The 19,678-nt window shown below is 41.4% G+C and carries 21 protein-coding genes and 2 riboswitches; of the genes, 2 read left to right on the top strand and 19 right to left on the bottom strand.

Features of this window, described 5'->3' with window-relative positions; all coding sequences use genetic code 11:
• Window positions 1-22: 22 nt before the first annotated feature.
• Window positions 23-937, bottom strand: a complete 915-nt coding sequence (lipA, locus tag SB775_RS15085; protein ID WP_089361886.1) for a lipoyl synthase — start codon at window positions 935-937, stop codon at window positions 23-25.
• 164 nt (window positions 938-1,101) lie between these two features.
• On the opposite strand from lipA, the gene SB775_RS15080 reads away from it, so the two are divergent.
• Both SB775_RS15080 and yunB read left to right on the top strand, forming a co-directional pair.
• The gene (locus tag SB775_RS15080; protein ID WP_410862067.1) at window positions 1,102-2,109 is read left to right on the top strand and encodes a M23 family metallopeptidase; all 1,008 of its coding nucleotides are present in this window, start codon (window positions 1,102-1,104) and stop codon (window positions 2,107-2,109) included.
• Window positions 2,110-2,196: 87 nt separating this feature from the next.
• The gene (gene yunB / locus SB775_RS15075; RefSeq protein ID WP_089361887.1) at window positions 2,197-2,946 is read left to right on the top strand and encodes a sporulation protein YunB; all 750 of its coding nucleotides are present in this window, start codon (window positions 2,197-2,199) and stop codon (window positions 2,944-2,946) included.
• 191 nt (window positions 2,947-3,137) lie between these two features.
• Here the strand turns inward: yunB and SB775_RS15070 are convergent, their stop codons facing one another.
• The 18 genes from SB775_RS15070 to gcvH all read right to left on the bottom strand — a co-directional run bounded on the left by SB775_RS15070 (window position 3,138) and on the right by gcvH (window position 19,657).
• Window positions 3,138-4,058 carry an HD-GYP domain-containing protein gene (locus tag SB775_RS15070; RefSeq protein WP_410862066.1) on the bottom strand — a complete coding sequence of 307 codons (921 nt, stop codon included), beginning with the start codon at window positions 4,056-4,058 and terminating at the stop codon, window positions 3,138-3,140.
• A 174-nt stretch (window positions 4,059-4,232) separates the two neighbouring features.
• Window positions 4,233-4,535 carry a YunC family protein gene (locus SB775_RS15065; RefSeq protein WP_089361889.1) on the bottom strand — a complete coding sequence of 101 codons (303 nt, stop codon included), beginning with the start codon at window positions 4,533-4,535 and terminating at the stop codon, window positions 4,233-4,235.
• A gap of 60 nt (window positions 4,536-4,595) precedes the next feature.
• Window positions 4,596-5,981: a bifunctional metallophosphatase/5'-nucleotidase gene (locus SB775_RS15060; RefSeq protein WP_410862065.1), complete on the bottom strand. Its 1,386-nt coding sequence runs from the start codon at window positions 5,979-5,981 to the stop codon at window positions 4,596-4,598.
• A 16-nt stretch (window positions 5,982-5,997) separates the two neighbouring features.
• On the bottom strand, window positions 5,998-6,825 hold the full coding sequence (locus tag SB775_RS15055; RefSeq protein WP_061465483.1) for a sulfite exporter TauE/SafE family protein: 828 nt from the start codon (window positions 6,823-6,825) through the stop codon (window positions 5,998-6,000).
• 85 nt (window positions 6,826-6,910) lie between these two features.
• Window positions 6,911-7,759: a DUF72 domain-containing protein gene (locus SB775_RS15050; RefSeq protein WP_410862064.1), complete on the bottom strand. Its 849-nt coding sequence runs from the start codon at window positions 7,757-7,759 to the stop codon at window positions 6,911-6,913.
• Window positions 7,760-7,950: 191 nt separating this feature from the next.
• Window positions 7,951-9,348, bottom strand: coding sequence for a Fe-S cluster assembly protein SufB (sufB, locus tag SB775_RS15045; protein ID WP_061465485.1), 1,398 nt, complete (start codon window positions 9,346-9,348; stop codon window positions 7,951-7,953).
• Between the two features lie 55 nt (window positions 9,349-9,403).
• Window positions 9,404-9,832, bottom strand: a complete 429-nt coding sequence (sufU, locus tag SB775_RS15040) for a Fe-S cluster assembly sulfur transfer protein SufU (protein WP_061465486.1) — start codon at window positions 9,830-9,832, stop codon at window positions 9,404-9,406.
• Window positions 9,822-11,051, bottom strand: coding sequence for a cysteine desulfurase (locus SB775_RS15035; protein ID WP_061465487.1), 1,230 nt, complete (start codon window positions 11,049-11,051; stop codon window positions 9,822-9,824). Before SB775_RS15035 ends, sufU begins: the two co-directional genes overlap by 11 nt.
• Window positions 11,051-12,352, bottom strand: coding sequence for a Fe-S cluster assembly protein SufD (gene sufD, locus SB775_RS15030; RefSeq protein WP_410862063.1), 1,302 nt, complete (start codon window positions 12,350-12,352; stop codon window positions 11,051-11,053). The genes SB775_RS15035 and sufD overlap by 1 nt, the downstream gene beginning before the upstream one ends.
• A gap of 15 nt (window positions 12,353-12,367) precedes the next feature.
• On the bottom strand, window positions 12,368-13,153 hold the full coding sequence (gene sufC, locus SB775_RS15025) for a Fe-S cluster assembly ATPase SufC (RefSeq protein ID WP_061465489.1): 786 nt from the start codon (window positions 13,151-13,153) through the stop codon (window positions 12,368-12,370).
• Window positions 13,154-13,605: 452 nt separating this feature from the next.
• Window positions 13,606-13,746, bottom strand: a complete 141-nt coding sequence (locus SB775_RS34685; RefSeq protein ID WP_483878241.1) for a YuzK family famiily protein — start codon at window positions 13,744-13,746, stop codon at window positions 13,606-13,608.
• Between the two features lie 163 nt (window positions 13,747-13,909).
• A complete protein-coding gene (locus SB775_RS15020; protein ID WP_410862062.1) occupies window positions 13,910-14,746 on the bottom strand; it encodes a MetQ/NlpA family ABC transporter substrate-binding protein in 837 nt (278 codons plus the stop codon).
• Between the two features lie 15 nt (window positions 14,747-14,761).
• Entirely contained in the window at window positions 14,762-15,430 is a 669-nt protein-coding gene (locus SB775_RS15015) for a methionine ABC transporter permease (protein ID WP_410862061.1), read from the bottom strand.
• Entirely contained in the window at window positions 15,423-16,457 is a 1,035-nt protein-coding gene (locus SB775_RS15010) for a methionine ABC transporter ATP-binding protein (protein ID WP_410862060.1), read from the bottom strand. The genes SB775_RS15015 and SB775_RS15010 overlap by 8 nt, the downstream gene beginning before the upstream one ends.
• 164 nt (window positions 16,458-16,621) lie before the next feature.
• Window positions 16,622-16,733, bottom strand: a riboswitch (SAM riboswitch).
• A gap of 118 nt (window positions 16,734-16,851) precedes the next feature.
• Window positions 16,852-18,162 carry an O-acetylhomoserine aminocarboxypropyltransferase/cysteine synthase family protein gene (locus SB775_RS15005; RefSeq protein WP_410862059.1) on the bottom strand — a complete coding sequence of 437 codons (1,311 nt, stop codon included), beginning with the start codon at window positions 18,160-18,162 and terminating at the stop codon, window positions 16,852-16,854.
• Window positions 18,163-18,261: 99 nt separating this feature from the next.
• A riboswitch (SAM riboswitch) is annotated at window positions 18,262-18,367 on the bottom strand.
• A gap of 136 nt (window positions 18,368-18,503) precedes the next feature.
• Entirely contained in the window at window positions 18,504-18,812 is a 309-nt protein-coding gene (locus tag SB775_RS15000) for a thioredoxin family protein (protein ID WP_061466285.1), read from the bottom strand.
• 3 nt (window positions 18,813-18,815) lie between these two features.
• Window positions 18,816-19,181, bottom strand: coding sequence for a toprim domain-containing protein (locus SB775_RS14995; RefSeq protein ID WP_061465493.1), 366 nt, complete (start codon window positions 19,179-19,181; stop codon window positions 18,816-18,818).
• Window positions 19,182-19,273: 92 nt separating this feature from the next.
• Complete coding sequence (gcvH, locus tag SB775_RS14990) at window positions 19,274-19,657, bottom strand: glycine cleavage system protein GcvH (protein ID WP_061465494.1); 384 nt, start codon at window positions 19,655-19,657, stop codon at window positions 19,274-19,276.
• Window positions 19,658-19,678 lie beyond the last annotated feature (21 nt).

The following is a 19,678-nucleotide window of genomic DNA, read 5'->3' as shown; positions in this document are numbered from 1 at the left end:
TTTTTCGGTCCTTTATTTCACTCTATTTCAATAATTCTTCACCTTTGGTTTGCTTATGTTTAGCTGCTGCATTAACCTGTTCGTCCGCATGGTAGGAAGAACGGACAAGCGGGCCGGATTCACAATGGCTGAATCCTTTTTCCAATGCACGTTCCTTCAATTCTGCAAACTCCTCAGGCGTGTAGTATTTCAGCACCTTCAAATGCTTTTTAGTCGGCTGCAAATACTGGCCGATCGTCATGATATCCACATTATTAGCCCTTAGGTCATCCATCGTTTCGAGGATTTCCTCCCGTGTTTCTCCAAGGCCGACCATTAAGCTGGACTTTGTCGGAATCTCCGGATACAGTTCTTTGGCTCTTCTTAAAAGCTCCAATGAACGTTCGTATTTAGCTTGAGCCCGTACACGGTCGGATAGACTTCTGACTGTCTCTATATTATGGTTCAGAATGTCTGGTTTAGCATCCATCAAAGTCTTAATATTTTCATGCAACCCGCCCATATCCGACGGTAATACTTCAATTGATGTAAATGGATTCTTGCGTCGGATGGCACGGACCGTTTCAGCGAAAACTTCAGCGCCTCCATCCTTTAAATCGTCACGGGCAACAGCTGTAATGACAACATGCTTTAAATTCATCAGAACAACGGAATCCGCAACACGCTCTGGTTCAGCCCAGTCCAATTCATTAGGACGTCCGGTTGTAACTGCACAAAAACGGCATGCCCTTGTACAGATTTCACCTAAGATCATGAATGTGGCCGTTCTTCTCACTGACCAGCATTCGTGAATATTCGGACATTTCGCCTCTTCACAGACTGTATGAAGATTTTTTTCCCGCATCATATTTTTTAAACCGAGGTAGTTTTCATTAGTATTAAGCTTTATTTTTAACCAATCTGGTTTACGAAGAATTTCTTTATTTGTAGAAGACATGAAAATGTCACTCCATTCTATAGAAATTAACACACCCTACTTTAACAATAAAAAAGCATTTATACAAGTTATAGTTGGTTTCCCATTATTTATTTTTCATGTTTAAAGCCAAATCAGCAAAACTATAAAAGATGGACTGATGTCTTTATAAATTGGAGATTCTCATGAAAGGAGTTGCCCCGTTGAAAAAATTATTTCTTCTTATCATTTCTTGTTTGTTTATTTTGGATGCATCAAGCCAAATGGTTAATGCCGCTGATACCCCTGAAGCTTATGCAGGAAGAATGGCGCTTTATAGAAACATGGAAGCTACCCTGCAAATCCCATGGTATTACCTTGCTGGCGCTGATCAATATGAGCACAGCCTAAGGGCTGCCAGACGGGATTTAGAGCCGGCAAAGGGTTTAATTGGCATCAATATCGAGCCTTCAAAGTGGGGTGGGGCTCTCAATCCTCACTTAAACGACGTGAACCCGCTAACGATCACCTTTTTTGATGGGTTAGGCCAGGATGGGAATGGCGATGGCAAAGCTGATGTCACTAATGACACCGATCGATTATACGCTTTTTCGAAGCATCTCCATACTTATGGTTCAGATGAAGATAATATCCGGATCGGCTTGTGGGAATATTATAAACGAGATAAAGCCGTCAGCATCATTATCGGCAATGCGAAGATCTATAAGAAATATGGCCGGCTGGATTTACAGGAAAAAGCCTTTCCAGTTCCAGTACGGACGCATTATACGTATTTAAATACATGGGGAAGCGCTCGTGGATGGGGCGGAAGGAGAATCCATGAGGGTACAGATATATTTGCGGATTATAGCCTTCCTGTTCGGTCAACGAGCTATGGAATCATTGAAATGAAAGGCTGGAATAAATTCGGGGGTTGGCGGATTGGGATACGGGATTTAAATAATACGTATCATTACTTTGCCCATTTAAGCGGATTTGCCGAAGGATTGAAAGTCGGACAAGTCGTCGAGCCCGGACAAATCATCGGAGGTGTAGGCAGTACAGGTTACGGCCCTCCTGGAACTGCGGGTAAGTTCCCTCCGCATCTTCATTATGGGATGTACAAAGACAACGGAATCACAGAATGGAGCTTTGACCCTTACCCCTATTTAAAAATGTGGGAAAGGAAGGATTTAGCTAAAAAACAAAAGTGAGCGGCGACGAATTTCTCGCTGCTTTTTTTTGATTCGAACATAAACCCCCGAACTTGATGCATAGGTATTAGTAAAGGGGGCTAAAGCGTGTTCCGAAAAAGATTTCGAACAAAGAAATTCCGAAAAAAGGGGCCTCTTCCCACCCGAAAAGTATTCCTCTACTCATTTATCCTTTTTATCATATCAAGCATCATGACTCTTTGGTATGTTGATAAATCAATTGAACCGGTGATCATGAGTGTAGCCGAACATGAAATCAAACGGATTGCAACGGAAACGATTCATGAATCTGTAGATGAGAATATATCCAAGATTGATATGAACAAAATCATCACCAACAACGAAGGTGGTAAGGACTCCAGTTCTTCCTATAGCTTCAATCCGGTCATATACAGTGAATTGCGCGCTAACATTACAAAGGATATTCAAAACAAGCTTGGCATCGAACAGGGAAATCCTTTTAAAAAGGGTTCCTCCAAAATAAATGATGAACAATATAAAAGTGTAGTCTATTATATACCATTGGGTGTCGTAACCGGGAATAATCTCCTTTCCAACTATGGACCTGAAATCCCAGTGAAAATGTCAGTCATCGGTAATGTTGAATCGGATTTGAAGACAAAATTGACAAACGCAGGCATCAATAATGTGTATTATGAATTGATTGTTGATTTTGATGTCAATATTCAAATCGTCATCCCCTCCTTCACTAAAGAGACCAAGGTCAGTCAGGAAGTGACAGTCGGCAGCTTGCTAATTGAGGGTGATGTACCAAGTTATTATAGTAACGGAAACGGTTCGGTGGCACCTGCCATCATGAAGGAAAACAAGGAATAAAAAAACCAGCTTATCCTTGAGTTTAGGCTGGTTCTTGTATATTGAGACATTTCATGATCAGCAACTGCAGGTTTTTATTCAAATCCACTTCATAGGACTCTTTTACCTGTTCCCCATTTTCTTCAAGTATCCTTATCATAGGTCGGTCCCCTATCCCCTCATTCTGAGCGGATGTGACACCTTTTCTCCCATCATTCAATTCTACCATTTGGATAGATGGCAACTGCCCGGCGGAACGCCTCGATGATCGTATTGTCGAATTTTTTCCCGATTCCCGCATAAAGGATTTCCAACCCCTGATGAGGCAGCATGGCCTTACGGTAAACCCGATTGGAAGTCACGGCATCAAACACATCGGCAACGGCAATGATCTTGCCAAAATAATGGATTTCATCCCCTTTTATTCCACGTGGATATCCAGATCCATCAAGCCTTTCATGATGCTGATAGGCACAATTTGCAACTAAATGTGAAACGGTATGAACATTTTTGATTAGATGAAATCCATAATCGGCATGTTTTTGGATTTGTTCAAATTCCTTTTCCGTTAACTTACCGGGTTTATGGAGGATTCCCAAAGGTATGAACATTTTGCCGACATCATGTAAAATCGCTCCAAGCCCAAGAATTTCGAGATTCTTATTATTAATATTCAACTCCATCCCGATTGCCAGGGTATATAGGGTCACATTGAAGGAATGAGTAAAGATATAGTCATCGTATGTATAAACATCCGCCAATATAGTTAATAACTCATTATTCCTATTGAGCTCGTCCATGATGTTTCGGACGATTTGAGTGAACTTGACGTTAGGTTGCTCCATCGTGAAAGATCCATCAAGGTTCATTTCGTTTTTCATGTCCAGGAAAGTGGTTTCAATCCTATTAATGGCTTCTCTCCTTAGGTTCCCGAATACTGGTGGCATTGGAATAATGTCATCCGTCCTAGAATCTTGAATGTAAACTAAAGGAATATTAAGGGATACCAGTCGAGCGATCATTTTCTGCGTTAATGTAAGACCCTCACACAAGAGGATATGGCCCTGCTCATTATAAATGTCTTTTCCAAGCCTGGCTCCAGGGCTCAGGGACTTTGTAATGGCTAGCCTCATACTTGTACTCCATTTCCCAATTCAATATTTGTAAATCAAACCGTTCCTTTATAAGGGTTATCGGAAAATATCCTTATAAATGAATCCGTTTAAAAATATTTATTGAAAAATATTAACTATTTTCTTGGTGAATTAAAACAAGGCCCCCTTCTGGATAAAAGAAAGCCCACCACTTCAAATCATTTTGATTAATGCCTCTTTACCAATCATTCCTGGATAAATGCCTTTTTCCACAGCTTCCCAGGTAACTGATTCAAGCGGCGCTTCCAAAAGCTCATCAATCGATTTAACTCCTGTAGCCCTGCCTGCAAGGATTTTACGATCTCTCAATTTATCATTCAGCAGCGCTACATCCAACGCACCGCACATTATATATCCTTTATCGGAAGCGATGGCAAGTAAATTCGTTTTGGGAAGTCGGACAGAAATGGCTAGGAATGTATGATTATCAAGTATTATTGGTATCATGCTAATCATTGGGTTCGCCCCTTTCTTCCTCATACTTTATGAATGAAAAGGCGAAACCGTGATTTAGCGTTAGGCATCTGTATATATTTTTTTCAACTTCCATAAAAGGATATCCCGTAAGAATTCCGGTAATAGATATTTCTTGCGATTTGTGCGCTGAATACTTGGAAAAAAGTGCCCAAACGTGAACATATCAGGTATTGCCAGTTTATAGGACTTATCAGTCTCCAGTTTCTCCCCTTTTATCAATATCCCTTTTACGATTCCATTCTCCATTTCGTTAAATTCAATTTGATCATAATTCATGACGCCCATGATTTTTCCCCGGAAACCGAAACCTTTCACCTGAATGTGTGGCCACTCCTCATTTCTCGATTGCATTAAGATTTCCTTTAATTCATTCCCATTAACTTCAACGATGCAAGGATTGATGGGGTGTGGACAGATTCTGTGAATATCCCCTTTTGTGACAGGTCCCTTTGGCAATCCATCGAGCAGAAGACCCGCATTCAAAAAGGTGCAATCCGCCTGACTCCACTCCCTTAAGGCCTCACCAAGGATTTTCGTCAAAGCACTTACTTTGAACCAATCATTTTCCAGCGCTTCCGGTAAGTCCACTACGACCTGTTTTAGCGTTTCCCCACCGGCCTGATACATCGCTTCAATCCATGATCGTTCATTCTCTAATTCCGAAAAGTCATTCGTATCATAGAGAATGGCACTCTTCTTGCTAATTCTCTTTTCCTGATTGACGGTCATTTCCACCTGTCCAACAAAAAAACCATATTTCCCTGCACCGCATAGGAGTGTATCATTGATCAATTTCCCTTGGTGAAGGATGTGGTGGGTATGCGCGCCAAGTATGACGTCAATCTCCGGAAAGTCCGCTGCCATCCGCTCATCATCATGGATGCCCAGGTGAGAAAGGATGATGATTACATCTGCCTCTGTTCTAACCCTTTCTAGTTGTTCCTTTAACTCAACGAATGGTTCTGTTAATTCCCAGCCCATCTCAGAATAAAACTTTTGAAAAAAAGCTGTCAGACCTATCAAGGCAATTTTGGTGCCTTTTACCGTTGTATGTATCCAATATGGCAGCGCCCATTCCGGCCTTTCATTATCCCTATAATAAATATTGGCTGCCAAGACCTTGAACCTTGCATGATCATATAAGGAGTCTAACGCATCATGAGGTAAAGTGATCCCTTCATTATTGCCGATGGTTACAAATTGGTAGCCCGCTTCATTCAGAAGTTCAATATTTCCTTTACCCAACGTACCTTCTGTATATGGATGCCAGCGATCCACATGGTCTCCTATATCAAGTATGATTGCCTCTTCTCCCGTTTCTTGATGAAGTTGTCTTCTTTCTTTAAGAAACTTATCAATACGAGGCCAATTTTCAAAATGACTATGGAGATCATTGGTGTGATATAAATGAATGATTTCTGACATCATTTTTCCTCCTCGTTTATCCTGTAATACTTTGGTATATAAGACGTAAACCAATGATTATCAGTACTATTTTCAACATATTTTCAAGTGCCCCGCTCTTTAGGCGCGTATTGATGTAAGCCCCTAATTTAGCACCGAACCATGCACCTGGTATCAGGGCAAAAGCATATGGCCAATTTACATTTCCAAGGGAAATATGTGTAATCGAATTTGTGACCGAAGATAGAAATACCATGAACATCGAAGTCGCTACAGCCATATGCGGAGGGAAGAAGAAAAGAAGCATCATTACAGGAACCATTAAGGCTCCACCGCCAATTCCAAATAACCCGGAGCTGAATCCCACGACAAATGTAATCGATACAGCTATCAGGGGATGGTAACCATAAGAAAACGAATGTCCATTTTCAGTTTTATACGTCTTAACTATTTTCGCTTTACCAGGCTTGAAAACCATTGGCTTCAAACGGTTTTTCACTAATAACACGATAGCCATGAAAATCATGAAAGCCCCAAAGTACAATGAAAAAGCTTGGACATTAAGGTTTTTATTCACATAGGCTCCTATTATTCCACCAGGTGCACTGCCAATAAAGAAGATTAAGCCTGCCTTATAATCCACCACTTTATGTTTTAAATAAGATAAAGTAGAAGATAAGCCGGTAAAAATCATGATCACCGTTGAAACACCGACGGCGATCTGAGGTGTCAGTTCTTCTATTATATTTGTAGATGCACCTAAATATAAAAGAGAAGGCACAATGATGATGCCGCCGCCCAGACCGACAAGAGAGCCAATTGAACCCGCTAATAATCCGATACCCACTAATACTAACCATACCATAAAGAAATCCGCCTTTACCTGTTTGTGAGGATATTACATCTTACTTGCTTGTTATACCATCTCTTTATTAATTATATAATGCGTCTTAAAACAAACCAAGCTGCCGGGGAGCCAGTCCTTCATATTCTATACCAAGCAACTCAATCATTTGTTTGGCATTATCAGCGGCATCTCCGCCTGAGTTATTATTGAAAAGGACATATATCTCCTTGGATTCCTTTTCCAATATCCTGATTTTCTCCACCCATTCATTCAATTCCTGATGATTATATCGGTATAAGTACCTGACCTCACGCCAATTATCACCCGAAGAAGGTCTTTGCCAACCATGCAGGTTACGACCATGAAAGCGGATCAGCGTTTTATCTTCATGGGTGGAATGGAGGACGATAGGAATGGATCCCTCCCCAGCCTGAGGCTCATCGCATACAGTATGGGCCCAACCCTCCTTTTGGATGAAGTCCAGGGTTTGCTGGACCATGTTGGGTCTGTACCAGCTTTGATTCCGAAATTCTATGGCAGCTGGAATATCGCCCATTTCAGCTTTACACCATCTCAGGTAATTTACATTTTCACGTTTACAATCAAACCATGGCGGAAACTGAAATAGGACCATCGCGAGCTTGCCGGACTTCTGATAAGCTTCTAGAGAGTCCCGAAAGGCCTTGAACATTTCCTTTTTACTTTCAAATGGAATTTCCCCACGCTGATGTCCCGTCATCCCTTGATAGGCTTTAACGACAAACTGGAATGACGCTGGTGTCTCGGATATCCACTTTTCACTGTTCCTCTTTGGCTGGATTGCATAAAATGAGGCATCCACCTCCACAATGGGAAAATGAGCCCCATACTCTTTGAGTTTATCACGTTGCGACACACCGCCATGATACAAACTATCATGATCCCCCCAACCGGTCACACCAACATATATCATCTGACCATCACTCCTTTCGGGACAGGCCCCATTTCCTGGCTACTATTTTTTACCCTTGTATAACCATATTCAATCTTTGATAAGGGTGTCGAGTATCACTTTCCAAAACAAAAAGCCTGCCAAGTCTCCCTGGCAGGCTTTTTGTATGAATGGGTTATTCTAAATCGCCTTACAGGCATGACAGTCGGTTATTATCCGATGGAGCCTTCCATTTCGAACTTGATCAGACGGTTCATTTCAACCGCATATTCCATCGGAAGTTCTTTTGTAAATGGTTCGATGAAGCCCATTACGATCATTTCCGTTGCTTCTTGCTCAGAAATTCCGCGGCTCATCAAGTAGAACAATTGTTCTTCAGATACTTTGGAAACCTTCGCTTCGTGTTCAAGGGAAATGTTGTCATTCAAGATTTCATTATAAGGGATTGTATCAGATGTAGACTGATTATCCATGATTAATGTATCACATTCAATGTTCGAACGAGCTCCATCCGCTTTACGTCCGAAGTGAACGATACCGCGATATGTTACTTTACCGCCTTGTTTAGAAATTGATTTTGATACGATAGTTGAAGATGTATTTGGCGCCAGGTGAATCATTTTTGCCCCAGCATCTTGGTGCTGGCCTTTTCCGGCAATGGCAATGGATAATGTCATACCGCGGGCACCTTCACCTTTTAAGATGACAGCAGGATATTTCATTGTCAATTTAGAACCGATGTTACCATCAATCCATTCCATAGTTGCGTTAGCATCACAGACCGCACGTTTCGTAACCAGGTTAAACACGTTGTTTGCCCAGTTTTGGATCGTCGTGTAACGGCAGTAAGCATCTTTTTTAATGACTATTTCAACAACCGCACTATGAAGGGAGTTAGTTGTATATACAGGTGCTGTGCAACCTTCTACATAGTGAACGGATGCGCCTTCATCAACAATGATCAGCGTACGTTCGAATTGACCCATGTTTTCAGAGTTGATTCGGAAATAAGCTTGAAGCGGAGTATCCACTTTAACGCCTTTTGGTACATAGATGAAAGATCCGCCTGACCAAACCGCCGAGTTCAATGCCGAGAATTTATTGTCAGTAGGCGGAATCGTTTTTCCAAAATGCTCACGGAAGATATCTTCATTTTCACGAAGTGCTGAGTCCGTATCTTTAAACACGATACCCAAATCTTCCAATTCAACTTTCATGCTATGGTAAACCACTTCAGATTCATATTGAGCGGATACGCCTGCAAGATATTTTTGTTCGGCCTCAGGAATTCCCAACTTATCAAAAGTCTGTTTGATTTCCTCAGGAACTTCATCCCAAGATTTTTCCGATTTCTCTGATGGTTTAACATAGTATGTGATTTCATCAAAGTTCAAGCTCTGCATGTCGCCGCCCCATTGAGGCATTGGCATGTTGTAAAAATGCTCCAATGATTTCAAACGGAAATCAAGCATCCATTGCGGTTCATCCTTCATTCGAGAAATCTCTTCCACGATTTCTTTTGTCAGACCGCGCTTTGAACGGAAGATGGAAACATCTTTATCCGCAAAGCCATATTTATAATCGCCGATTTCAGGCATTTTCTTTGCCATAGCTCGTATTCCTCCATTTCAAATGGCTGAATTACAACAGCTCATTTTAATTTAATTATTCCTTCAATCCCTTTTCCATGGCCTTCCAAGCTAACGTCGCACACTTGATTCGGGCAGGGAATTTAGAAACGCCTTGAAGGGCTTCAATATCCCCAAGGTCCATCTCATCATCGTATTCTTTTCCCTGAATCATTAAGGAAAAAGTCTCGGACATGGCTAAAGCAGTTTCAACGTCTTTGCCCTTAATGGCTTGAGTCATCATGGAAGCTGAACTCATGGATATCGAACAACCGTCACCATCGAATTTAACATCGTTGACTTTTCCATCTTCAATCTTCATCGTTAATCGAATCCGATCACCGCAAGTTGGATTGTTCATGTCAATCGTCATGCTGCCATCCTCTAGCATGCCCTTATTACGTGGTTTCTTATAATGATCCATAATGACCTGACGGTAAAGTGTATCTAAGTTATCAAAAGACATTGCTGAAATACTCCTTCGTTTTAACAAGCCCGGACACAAGCTTATCAATATCTTCTTCCGTGTTATAGAGATAGAAACTTGCTCTTGCTGTCGAGGACACGTCAAGCCATTTCATTAATGGCTGTGCGCAGTGATGACCGGCACGGACAGCAATTCCATCTGCATCAAGTACGGTAGCGACATCATGTGGATGTACGTCATTAATATTAAAGGTTACTACACCCGCACGTTTTTCTGAATCTTTTGGACCGTATATCGTCAGTCCTTCAACTGCAGACATTTTCTCCATCGCATAAGCGGCGAGTTTATGTTCGTGCCGTTCAATATTATCCAAGCCGATTTCTTCCAAGAAATCAATCGCAGCCCCAAGACCGATGGCACCTGCAATGATAGGGGTTCCGCCTTCGAATTTCCACGGGAGTTCTTTCCATGTAGACTCATACAAACCTACAAAATCAATCATCTCACCGCCGAATTCAATCGGCTCCATTTTTTCCAGAAGTTCTTTTTTGCCATATAATGCGCCGATACCAGTTGGGCCGACCATTTTATGACCTGAGAAGGCAAAGAAATCACAATCCAGATCACGGACATCCACTTTTAGGTGCGGCGTGCTTTGCGCCCCGTCGACTACCATTATAGCACCGTGTTCATGGGCGATTTGCGCGATTTCCTTCACAGGATTGATAACACCAAGTACATTCGAAACCTGCATGATGGAAACGATTTTCGTTGCGTCCGTAATTGTTGCCCTCACATCATCAAGGGAAATCGTACAATCCTCCTGAAGCGGAATATACTTCAGTACAGCGCCTTTTTCTTTGGCAAGCTGCTGCCACGGAATGATATTACTATGATGCTCCATGTAGGAGATGACGATTTCGTCACCCGCTTTAATATTTGCACCACCGTAACTTCTTGCTACAGTATTTAAAGAAGTCGTTGTACCTCTAGTGAAGATGATTTCTTCTGTAGAAGAAGCATTAATGAACTTACGTACCTTTTCACGTGCACCTTCATACGCATCCGTAGCTTTTGTTCCTAGTGTATGCACCCCGCGGTGAACATTCGAGTTGTATCCGCGGTAATATTGCTCAATCGCTTCAATCACTGCAGCCGGTTTTTGAGAGGTTGCAGCACTATCTAAATAAACTAATGGCTGACCATTGACTTCTTGATCTAATATTGGAAAAAGCTTACGAATTTCGTATGGGTTCATTACTGTACTTTCCTTTCAATGACCGCTACTAATTGTTTTTTAACTCCCTCAATAGGAAGCTGGTTAACAACAGGGGCCAAGAATCCGTGAATGACAAGTCTTTCTGCTTCTTTCTTTGTAATACCACGGCTCATTAAATAATACAGTTGAAGCGGGTCAACACGGCCGACGGAAGCAGCATGACCAGCCGTTACATCATCTTCATCAATCAAGAGGATTGGATTGGCGTCACCGCGTGCCTTTTCACTCAGCATCAGTACGCGTGATTCTTGTTCGGCATTAGCCTTTGTAGCACCAAACTCTATTTTCCCAATTCCATTAAAAATAGAGGATGCTGCGTCTTTCATGACACCGTGCTTAAGGATATAGCCCTCAGAGCGTTTGCCAAAATGAATAATGGCTGTCGTAAAGTTCTGTTTTTGTTCCCCGCGTCCGACAACAACGGATTTAGTATCACCGTGAGAGCCATCGCCCATTAGATATGTTGTATTATCTGAAATCGTATTTCCATCGTTCATCAGGCCAAGCGCCCACTCAATACGGGCGTCACGTCCTGCCACTCCACGACGGTTAACATATGTCGTAAAGCCTTTTGAAAGTGTATCGACCGCTCCGTATTCCACTTTTGCATTCGCATTCGCAAATACTTCAGTTACGATATTGGCGATGCCTTCGTTAGATTCAACATTTGAGAAATAGTTCTCCACATATGTTACCGAGCTGTTATCTTCCGCTACGATCAATACATGATTGAAAAGTGCAGTATCTGGATTATCCAACAAGAATACCGCTTGAATCGGCTCTTTGATTTCTACATTTTTCGGAACATAAAGGAATGCTCCCCCATTAACTAATGCAGCATGCAATGCTGTTAAACGATGCTCATCGATTTTAACGCCGTCTTTCATGAAATACTTTTGCACAAGCTCGGAATGGTCACGTGCCGCTGTGAAAATATCCGTAAAAATGACGCCTTGTTCTTTCACATTTGCTGACAGATTGATATGTGCCGGCGTATTGTTGCGTTGAATGTATAAGTTTCCGTTTTCTTCAATGATGGCTTTGATTTCTTCCGGAAGCTCCTCTTTAGAGGCGAAAGCTTCACTTTCAACCGCGTGGGTCTTGAAAGAAGTAAAATTCCATTTGTCGATTTTCGTTTTATCCGGCTTTGGCATCGGGAGCTTTTCAAATTCAGAAAACGCTTGAATCCGAAGCTCGGAAAGCCAAGCTGGCTCATTATTTTTAGTTGAATAAGAGCTTATATCCTCTTGTTCAATCGGTAATTTCGTTTCTGTAGTCATTGCAAATCCTCCTACTTACGCTTCTTCGCCAACAGTTTCGTCTTCAATGCCCAATTCTTGTTTGATCCAATCATAACCTTCCGCTTCCAAGCGGGCAGCAAGTTCAGGACCGCCTGATTTTACGACACGTCCTTGCATCATTACGTGTACATAATCAGGAGTGATGTAATTTAATAGACGTTGGTAGTGAGTGATGATCAAGCATCCAAAGTCTTCTCCGCGCATTTCGTTGATTCCTTTTGAAACAACTTTAAGTGCATCGATGTCAAGCCCTGAATCAATCTCATCTAAAATTGCAATTTTAGGTTGAATCATCATTAATTGAAGAATCTCGTTACGTTTTTTCTCTCCGCCGGAGAAACCTTCATTTAAATAGCGTTGCGCCATATCTTCATCCATTTCAAGGAATTCCATTTTTTGATCCATTTGACGGATGAATTTCATCAATGAAATTTCATCGCCTTCTTCACGGCGTGCGTTAATGGAAGAACGTAAGAAGTCAGCGTTTGTAACGCCACTGATTTCACTTGGATATTGCATAGCAAGGAATAGACCTACACGAGCGCGCTCGTCGACTTCCATTTCCAATACGTCTTCCCCATCGAATGTGATGCTTCCGCTTGTCACTTCATATTTTGGGTGACCCATGATTGCTGATGATAAAGTGGATTTACCAGTTCCATTTGGCCCCATGATCGCATGGATTTCTCCACCTTTAACTTCAAGGTTTACCCCTTTTAAAATCTCTTTACCTTCAATTGATACGTGAAGATCTTTAACCGTTAATGTAGAAGCTGACATAATAATACCTCCGTGAACTAATTCCTATTTTATTACCAGAAAGTAAAGATAACTTTCTTTACTATAATTTGCATAAAAGCATTCTCAATTTATTCTCATTCCAATTTTATAACAAATCCAATTTAGAATCAACTAATATAGATAGGGGTTTCCACTTATTACATAGTAAAAACCTGTCCTATTCTTAGGATACTAACAGATAGGGCATATTTACAGCATATTCAGCCGTATTTTAGCTTTTGTTAAAATTATCTTATTATTCGGCAAACCTTCGTTCTTATTAATATATGTTCGACAGATTCGATTGGAAGGTATGAACGTTCCGGTTTGGAAAGAAAAAAATCGGACTGTCAGGCATTATGTAAGTTTATCCAATAAGGAAACCCTTATTTTCCGGACCACTTTCCATTTTACCTCTACAGACCGATCTTTTAAAGAACTCTTTTATATGCTTAGACGTGAATTTTGCGTTGAAGATCCAGGACCATTTTGTTGCACTTTACATGTTCCCTATCTCGTTCCTTCTCAACCTCGATACGGAGGTCTAAGTTCCTACTGTACTCACTGTAGCCAATCCCATGTGAAGACTGCATCGCCTTTTCCATTTCGCTTGTTACATTTAAATCAAGAGTATTGATAGTGAACCATCCTTTCAAATTTGTGTATCATTTTATTTCCTTCAATAATTATTTACCCTTCAGATTCGGGATTAAACATGAAAAACGACCTGAATTTATCAGGCCGCCATTTCTTGAATCATTTATCAACCGGTACAACTGCACCATCATATTCTTTAAGGATGAAATCTTGAATCTCTTTAGAATGCAATACTTCTACCAGAGTTTTGATTTCTTCTTTATTTTCATCACCTTTGTTAACCGCAATAACGTTCACATATGGTGATTTTGAATCTTCAATGGCAATCGAATCCTTCAATGGATTCAAGCCTGCGTCGATTGCATAGTTAGAGTTGATCAGAACTGCATCCCCTTCGCCACTCTCATAAATCTTTGGAAGTAAAGCTGCTTCATAATTAGCATCAAATTTAAGGTTTTTCTTATTTTCAACGATGTCTTTTGTTGTTGCTGTCGTTTTATCGATGCCCTCTTTCAACTTGATCAGGCCATTCTTTTCCAACAGAGATAACGCACGTCCGTGGTCAGCAACCGAGCTGCTCATAATGATTGTTGCCCCTTCCGGAAGTTTAGCGATGCTTTTATATTTTTGTGAATATAGTCCGATAGGCTCGATGTGAATTCCGCCCGCGTTGACTAAATGATATCCATTCTCTTTATTGGCCGCCTCAAGGAAAGGTAGGTGCTGAAAATAGTTAGCATCCAATTCCTTATCATTTAAAGCCTTATTCGGTAAAACATAATCCTGGAATTTTTCAATTTTCAAATCTATTCCTTTTTCTTTAAGAAGAGGTTTAGCTTTTTCAAGAATCTCAGCATGCGGAACATTGGATGCCCCTACAACTAATTTCTTCGTTTCCTTTTCTGTATCGCTGCCACTTTTGTCCTTATCGGCTCCACAAGCTGCCAGAGCAATCGATAAAACAAGGATTAATGCAAATCCTAAAAACTTTTTCATCCTATTCATCTCCCTTTATCTTTTGTCTAATTTAGATGTAATCACATCTCCAATAATTTGAATAATGAAGACGATAATCAGAATAACGATAGTCGCTACTAACGTAACGTCATTGTTGCTTCTTTGATAGCCGTCTAGATAGGCTAGATTACCAAGCCCGCCTGCGCCGATGACCCCGGCCATTGCGGTATAGCCGACCAATGCAATCGAAGTTACCGTAATCCCGGAAATAAGGGCCGGCATCGACTCTGGAAGAAGGACCTTCCAAATGATCGTACTCGTTTTTGCCCCCATGGATTTAGCCGCTTCAATTACACCTTTATCGATCTCACGGAGACCAATTTCAACCATACGCGCATAAAATGGCGCCGCCCCGATAATAAGTGCTGGCAATGCTGCATTCTCACCAATCATGGAACCGACAAGCGCTTTAGTGAAAGGAATGAGCAGCACGATCAAAATAAGAAATGGAATGGAACGGAATATATTAACGAAAGCACCAATGACCGCATTGACCGCCCGATTTTCCCATATATTCCCTTTCCCTGTCAAGAACAGGATCAGCCCTAATAGTATGCCTATAAAGAAGGTAGCCACTACAGAGATGCTTGTCATATAAAGCGTTTCTTTCGTTGCTTCTAAAATGGATTCCCAATCTACATTCGGCAATAATTCTTCAAGCATGAGTAATCACCTCCACGCCTACCTGCTGTGCTTTTATGAATTCTATTGCGCGGAGCATTTCATCCTCATTACCATCAAGGTGGATAAACAACGTTCCATATGAACCGCTTCTTGTTTGGGATATTTTACCTTGAACGATATTGACATCCAACTCGAAGTTACGTACGAGCTTGGTGATCAACGGGCTTTCTGCATGATCACCTACAAAAGTCAATTGAATCACTTTACCTGCAGGAAAGCGTTCAAGCAAATGGTCCATCGTTTCTTTCGTTTCTTCTGGTTCCGTTACCTGTTGCACGAAACGCTTCGTCATTTGTTCTTTAGGATTCTTGAATACATCCAGGACAGGTCCCTCTTCAACGACTTGCCCGTTTTCCATCACGGCCACGCGATGACAGATTTTACGTATTACATGCATTTCATGTGTTATCAGAACAATCGTCAACCCCAGGCGCTGATTGATGTCAACAAGCAATTCGAGTATGGAATCGGTAGTCTGTGGATCTAAGGCAGAAGTCGCTTCATCACAAAGCAGGACCTTAGGATCATTTGCAAGGGCCCTGGCTATTCCCACCCTTTGCTTTTGCCCTCCGCTTAATTGCGAAGGATATGCCTTTTCTCTGCCTTCCAATCCGACTAACTTGATCAATTCGTTCACACGCCTGGTGCGTTCAAGTTTTGAAACTCCTGCAATTTCCAATGGGAAGGATATATTTTCCTGAACGGTCCTGGACCATAATAGATTGAAATGTTGAAAAATCATGCTGATTTCCTGACGTGCCTTACGGAGCTGAGCCCCTTTAATTTTTGAAACTTCCTTCCCAGCCACCACAACGGATCCCTCTGTAGGTGTTTCCAATCCATTGAGCATTCTGATCAAAGTACTTTTCCCCGCTCCGCTGTAACCAATAATACCGAAAATCTCGCCGTTATTTATTTCAACATTCACATTATTTACTGCCTTAATAGTCTCACCGTTTCCTTTTCCTGTTCGGAAAAGCTTACTTACTTTCGTCAATGTAATCATTAATGCTCACCTCTTTTATCCAATAAAACCTATGAACTTAGTTGATTTCTCTACATTATTAGTCAGTTTTTAATACCATTTTTTCCTTTCATGAAGGTTTTCCCAAATGAAATAGAAAAAACCTTTCTGCATGAGCAGAAAGGCAGGTGAAGAAGCTGGCCTTCCTCTCATCTTCCAAAGTAATTAAACTTTGTGTGAATTGGCACCTTTCCAAGGAATCTCCTTGTCGGTTGCCGGGTTTCATCGGGCACATCCCTCCACCTCTCTTGATAAGAGCTAATATATAGAATATTTGTACAACATTAAGTTCTTTAGTATGGGGAAATTTTATCATAGATAAAAAAGGAGTGCAATGTATATTATTTCTAGTAAAAGAATGAACTGGACTTTTTGCTTAAACCGTTTTAGACGTCAGGGAGACGATATTCGTCGCTTTTTCAATTGCCTGCTCTAAATCTTCTATTAAATCCTCTGCATTTTCAATCCCGATGGATAAACGGACCTGATCAGCACGCACTCCCGCTTTCGCCAGACCTGCATCATTCAATTGTTGGTGGGTCGTACTGGCAGGGTGGATGATTAAACTCTTAGCATCCCCTACATTAGCTACATGGGACCATAATTCCACCGAATTGATAAGTTTTGCCCCGGCTTCGCGGTCACCCTGTATTCCAAAAGTCACAACAGATCCTGCTCCCTTAGGCAAGTATTTGTCCGCAAGGGCTTTATCTGGATGATCCTCTTTACCGGGATGTGAAACCCAAGTCACGGCAGGGTGATTTTCCAAATATTGAATAACAGACTTGGTGTTCGAAAGATGCTCTTTCATTCTTACATGCAGCGTTTCAAGTCCAAGCGTAAACTGGAATGCACTTTGGGCACTTAGCGCAGGACCTAAATCACGAAGCAACTGCACTCGGGCTTTCGTTATAAAAGCAGCAGGTCCAACTGCATCGGCGTATACAAGACCGTCGTAGCTTGGGTCTGGCTCCGTAAAGCCAGGGTAGTTTGGCGAGTTCCAGTCGAACTTCCCTCCATCCACTATGACACCGCCTAACGTCGTTCCATTTCCCAAAATCCATTTTGTAGCGGAATGGATGACAATATCCGCCCCAAAATCAATTGGTCTGCATAGATACGGTGTAGCGAAGGTATTATCGATAATTAAAGGTATCCCGGCTTCGTGGGCGATGTCCGCTACTGCTTCTATATCAAGGACCCTCAAACTTGGATTTCCGATCGTTTCAGCAAATATGGCTTTTGTTCTTGGCGTAATTGCCCTTTTGAAACTTTCTGGGTCATCAGGTGAAACGAACTTCACCTTAATCCCATATTTAGGAAGAGTATTTTCAAAAAGATTATACGTGCCGCCATATAATGTAGAGGCTGAAACAATTTCATCCCCTGCACCGGCAATATTCAGGATTGACAGTGAGATGGCTGCCATTCCGCTTGCAGTTGCCAATCCGCCGATACCGCCTTCCAATAAGGCCATTCTTTCCTCAAAAACACTGACCGTGGGATTATGGAGTCGTGTATATATATAACCATTCTCCTTTAAACCAAATAAATTCGCTGCATGGTCTGTGTCTTTGAACAAGTATGCATTGCTTTGGTAGATAGGGACTGCCCGGGCACCTGTTTCATCAGCTTGCAGACCGCCATGAACACTCAATGTTTCAAAACGCAACTTTTTCTCTGACATATGATTTCACCTTTTTCTATGGATTTAGTTGGAATTTCATGAAAACCTGGCCTTTCATAAACAAAAAAACCACTTCCACAAGAAGAGGTTTTAAAACACACCTCATCTTCCAGAGCCAACACTCTGCTGGAATTAGCACCGTATATAAATTTATACCGGTTGCCGGGCTTCGTCGGGCCAGTCCCTCCGCCACTCTTGATAAGAACTATTAAATTCAGCCGTTACTTACTTAATTCAAAATATAGCATTTTAGAATTAATCAGTCAATGAATTGTTAGAATATTCTTTTTTTGATTTCAATTTGGGAGCATAAAAAAACCAATCCGGTTCTGATTGGTTTCTTAGCTGATTTCCTTAAGCAATCCATACAAATAAGGAACGGATTGAAAGGCATATATTTTTTTGTGCAGCTGTCCTTTTTTGAAAAGCAATAAACAAGGGACACTTTCAATTTCATACGATTCGGCGATTGCTTGGACATAGTTCATATTCATTTTGCCTGCCTTCAATTCCGGGAAAAGTTCCATGGATATCGTCAGCATCTTGGAAGCCACCTGACAGGTACCGCATAAAGGCGTATATAAATATAAACAAAAGGTTTCCCCTTTTTCAACGGCAATCTTACACTCTTCTTCTTTCCATTCCTGCATCAATTAATCGTTCATCCTTTGACTTAAAAATTTCATTTTCACATTCATATTGGCAGATAAAAGCACAGTTGCGATATGATGTTCGGGTGAGCTTTCCACTTCTTTGTACATTTTATTAATATACAGGTGGTTCGCTTCCGGCATTTCCCTTCGGAATTGCTTCCGCAGCTTTTCTCCTGATTCATCTGCGTCAAACAGGAGATAAACATCACGTTCCATCAATTCATCCACTAATTCATCGAGCTTAGTTAATGATATGGTCCCATTCGTACATCTTATATCCACATCTTCATTTAAAACGGAGGCAACTTTTTTTCTATCGGAACTGCCTTCTACAATGATCACTTTATCGAACTCGCCCCATTCCATGTCATCACTCCATCTCACGAATTATGTGCGCAACTGCAATTGTACAAAATGAAAAAGAGAGCAGGCCTTTCCAGGCCCCCCTCTCCTTTATTTTAACCGTTAATCAAACTTTCATATTCTTCAGCGCTCATCAGATCTTCAATATCACTGCTATTTGATGGTTCAAGCACGATCATCCATGCTTTTTCAAAAGGAGATTCATTTACATATTCAGGGTTGTCACTTAAATCTTCGTTTACTTCAACAACCTTGCCACTAATTGGAGCATAAAGCTCAGAAACCGTCTTAACGGATTCCACACTTCCAAATGGCTCGTTCGCTTTCAGTTCATCACCGATTTCCGGAAGCTCAACGAATACGATGTCCCCAAGCTCGGACTGGGCGAAAGCAGTAATTCCAATGCGCACTGTTCCATCTTCCGTTTTGACCCATTCATGTTCTTTAGTGTAACGAAGTTCTTTTGGTGTTGTTGTCATTATTTTAACCCTCCATATGTA

It is taken from the genome of Peribacillus sp. SIMBA_075 (genome assembly GCF_046534585.1).
The sequence above is the reverse complement of the archived record's forward strand: the minus strand, read 5'-3'. Positions and strand labels throughout refer to the sequence as shown.

What these genes read in the sequence shown, in the direction of transcription:
- lipA (WP_089361886.1), bottom strand. Translation starts at nt 937, where the DNA reads ATGTCTTCTACAAATAAAGAAATTCTTCGTAAACCAGATTGGTTAAAA.
- SB775_RS15080 (WP_410862067.1), top strand. Translation starts at nt 1,102, where the DNA reads ATGAAAGGAGTTGCCCCGTTGAAAAAATTATTTCTTCTTATCATTTCT.
- SB775_RS15070 (WP_410862066.1), bottom strand. Translation starts at nt 4,058, where the DNA reads ATGAGGCTAGCCATTACAAAGTCCCTGAGCCCTGGAGCCAGGCTTGGA.
- SB775_RS15065 (WP_089361889.1), bottom strand. Translation starts at nt 4,535, where the DNA reads ATGATTAGCATGATACCAATAATACTTGATAATCATACATTCCTAGCC.
- SB775_RS15060 (WP_410862065.1), bottom strand. Translation starts at nt 5,981, where the DNA reads ATGTCAGAAATCATTCATTTATATCACACCAATGATCTCCATAGTCAT.
- SB775_RS15055 (WP_061465483.1), bottom strand. Translation starts at nt 6,825, where the DNA reads ATGGTATGGTTAGTATTAGTGGGTATCGGATTATTAGCGGGTTCAATT.
- SB775_RS15050 (WP_410862064.1), bottom strand. Translation starts at nt 7,759, where the DNA reads ATGATATATGTTGGTGTGACCGGTTGGGGGGATCATGATAGTTTGTAT.
- sufB (WP_061465485.1), bottom strand. Translation starts at nt 9,348, where the DNA reads ATGGCAAAGAAAATGCCTGAAATCGGCGATTATAAATATGGCTTTGCG.
- sufU (WP_061465486.1), bottom strand. Translation starts at nt 9,832, where the DNA reads ATGTCTTTTGATAACTTAGATACACTTTACCGTCAGGTCATTATGGAT.
- SB775_RS15035 (WP_061465487.1), bottom strand. Translation starts at nt 11,051, where the DNA reads ATGAACCCATACGAAATTCGTAAGCTTTTTCCAATATTAGATCAAGAA.
- sufD (WP_410862063.1), bottom strand. Translation starts at nt 12,352, where the DNA reads ATGACTACAGAAACGAAATTACCGATTGAACAAGAGGATATAAGCTCT.
- sufC (WP_061465489.1), bottom strand. Translation starts at nt 13,153, where the DNA reads ATGTCAGCTTCTACATTAACGGTTAAAGATCTTCACGTATCAATTGAA.
- SB775_RS34685 (WP_483878241.1), bottom strand. Translation starts at nt 13,746, where the DNA reads ATGCAGTCTTCACATGGGATTGGCTACAGTGAGTACAGTAGGAACTTA.
- SB775_RS15020 (WP_410862062.1), bottom strand. Translation starts at nt 14,746, where the DNA reads ATGAAAAAGTTTTTAGGATTTGCATTAATCCTTGTTTTATCGATTGCT.
- SB775_RS15015 (WP_410862061.1), bottom strand. Translation starts at nt 15,430, where the DNA reads ATGCTTGAAGAATTATTGCCGAATGTAGATTGGGAATCCATTTTAGAA.
- SB775_RS15010 (WP_410862060.1), bottom strand. Translation starts at nt 16,457, where the DNA reads ATGATTACATTGACGAAAGTAAGTAAGCTTTTCCGAACAGGAAAAGGA.
- SB775_RS15005 (WP_410862059.1), bottom strand. Translation starts at nt 18,162, where the DNA reads ATGTCAGAGAAAAAGTTGCGTTTTGAAACATTGAGTGTTCATGGCGGT.
- SB775_RS15000 (WP_061466285.1), bottom strand. Translation starts at nt 18,812, where the DNA reads ATGCAGGAATGGAAAGAAGAAGAGTGTAAGATTGCCGTTGAAAAAGGG.
- SB775_RS14995 (WP_061465493.1), bottom strand. Translation starts at nt 19,181, where the DNA reads ATGGAATGGGGCGAGTTCGATAAAGTGATCATTGTAGAAGGCAGTTCC.
- gcvH (WP_061465494.1), bottom strand. Translation starts at nt 19,657, where the DNA reads ATGACAACAACACCAAAAGAACTTCGTTACACTAAAGAACATGAATGG.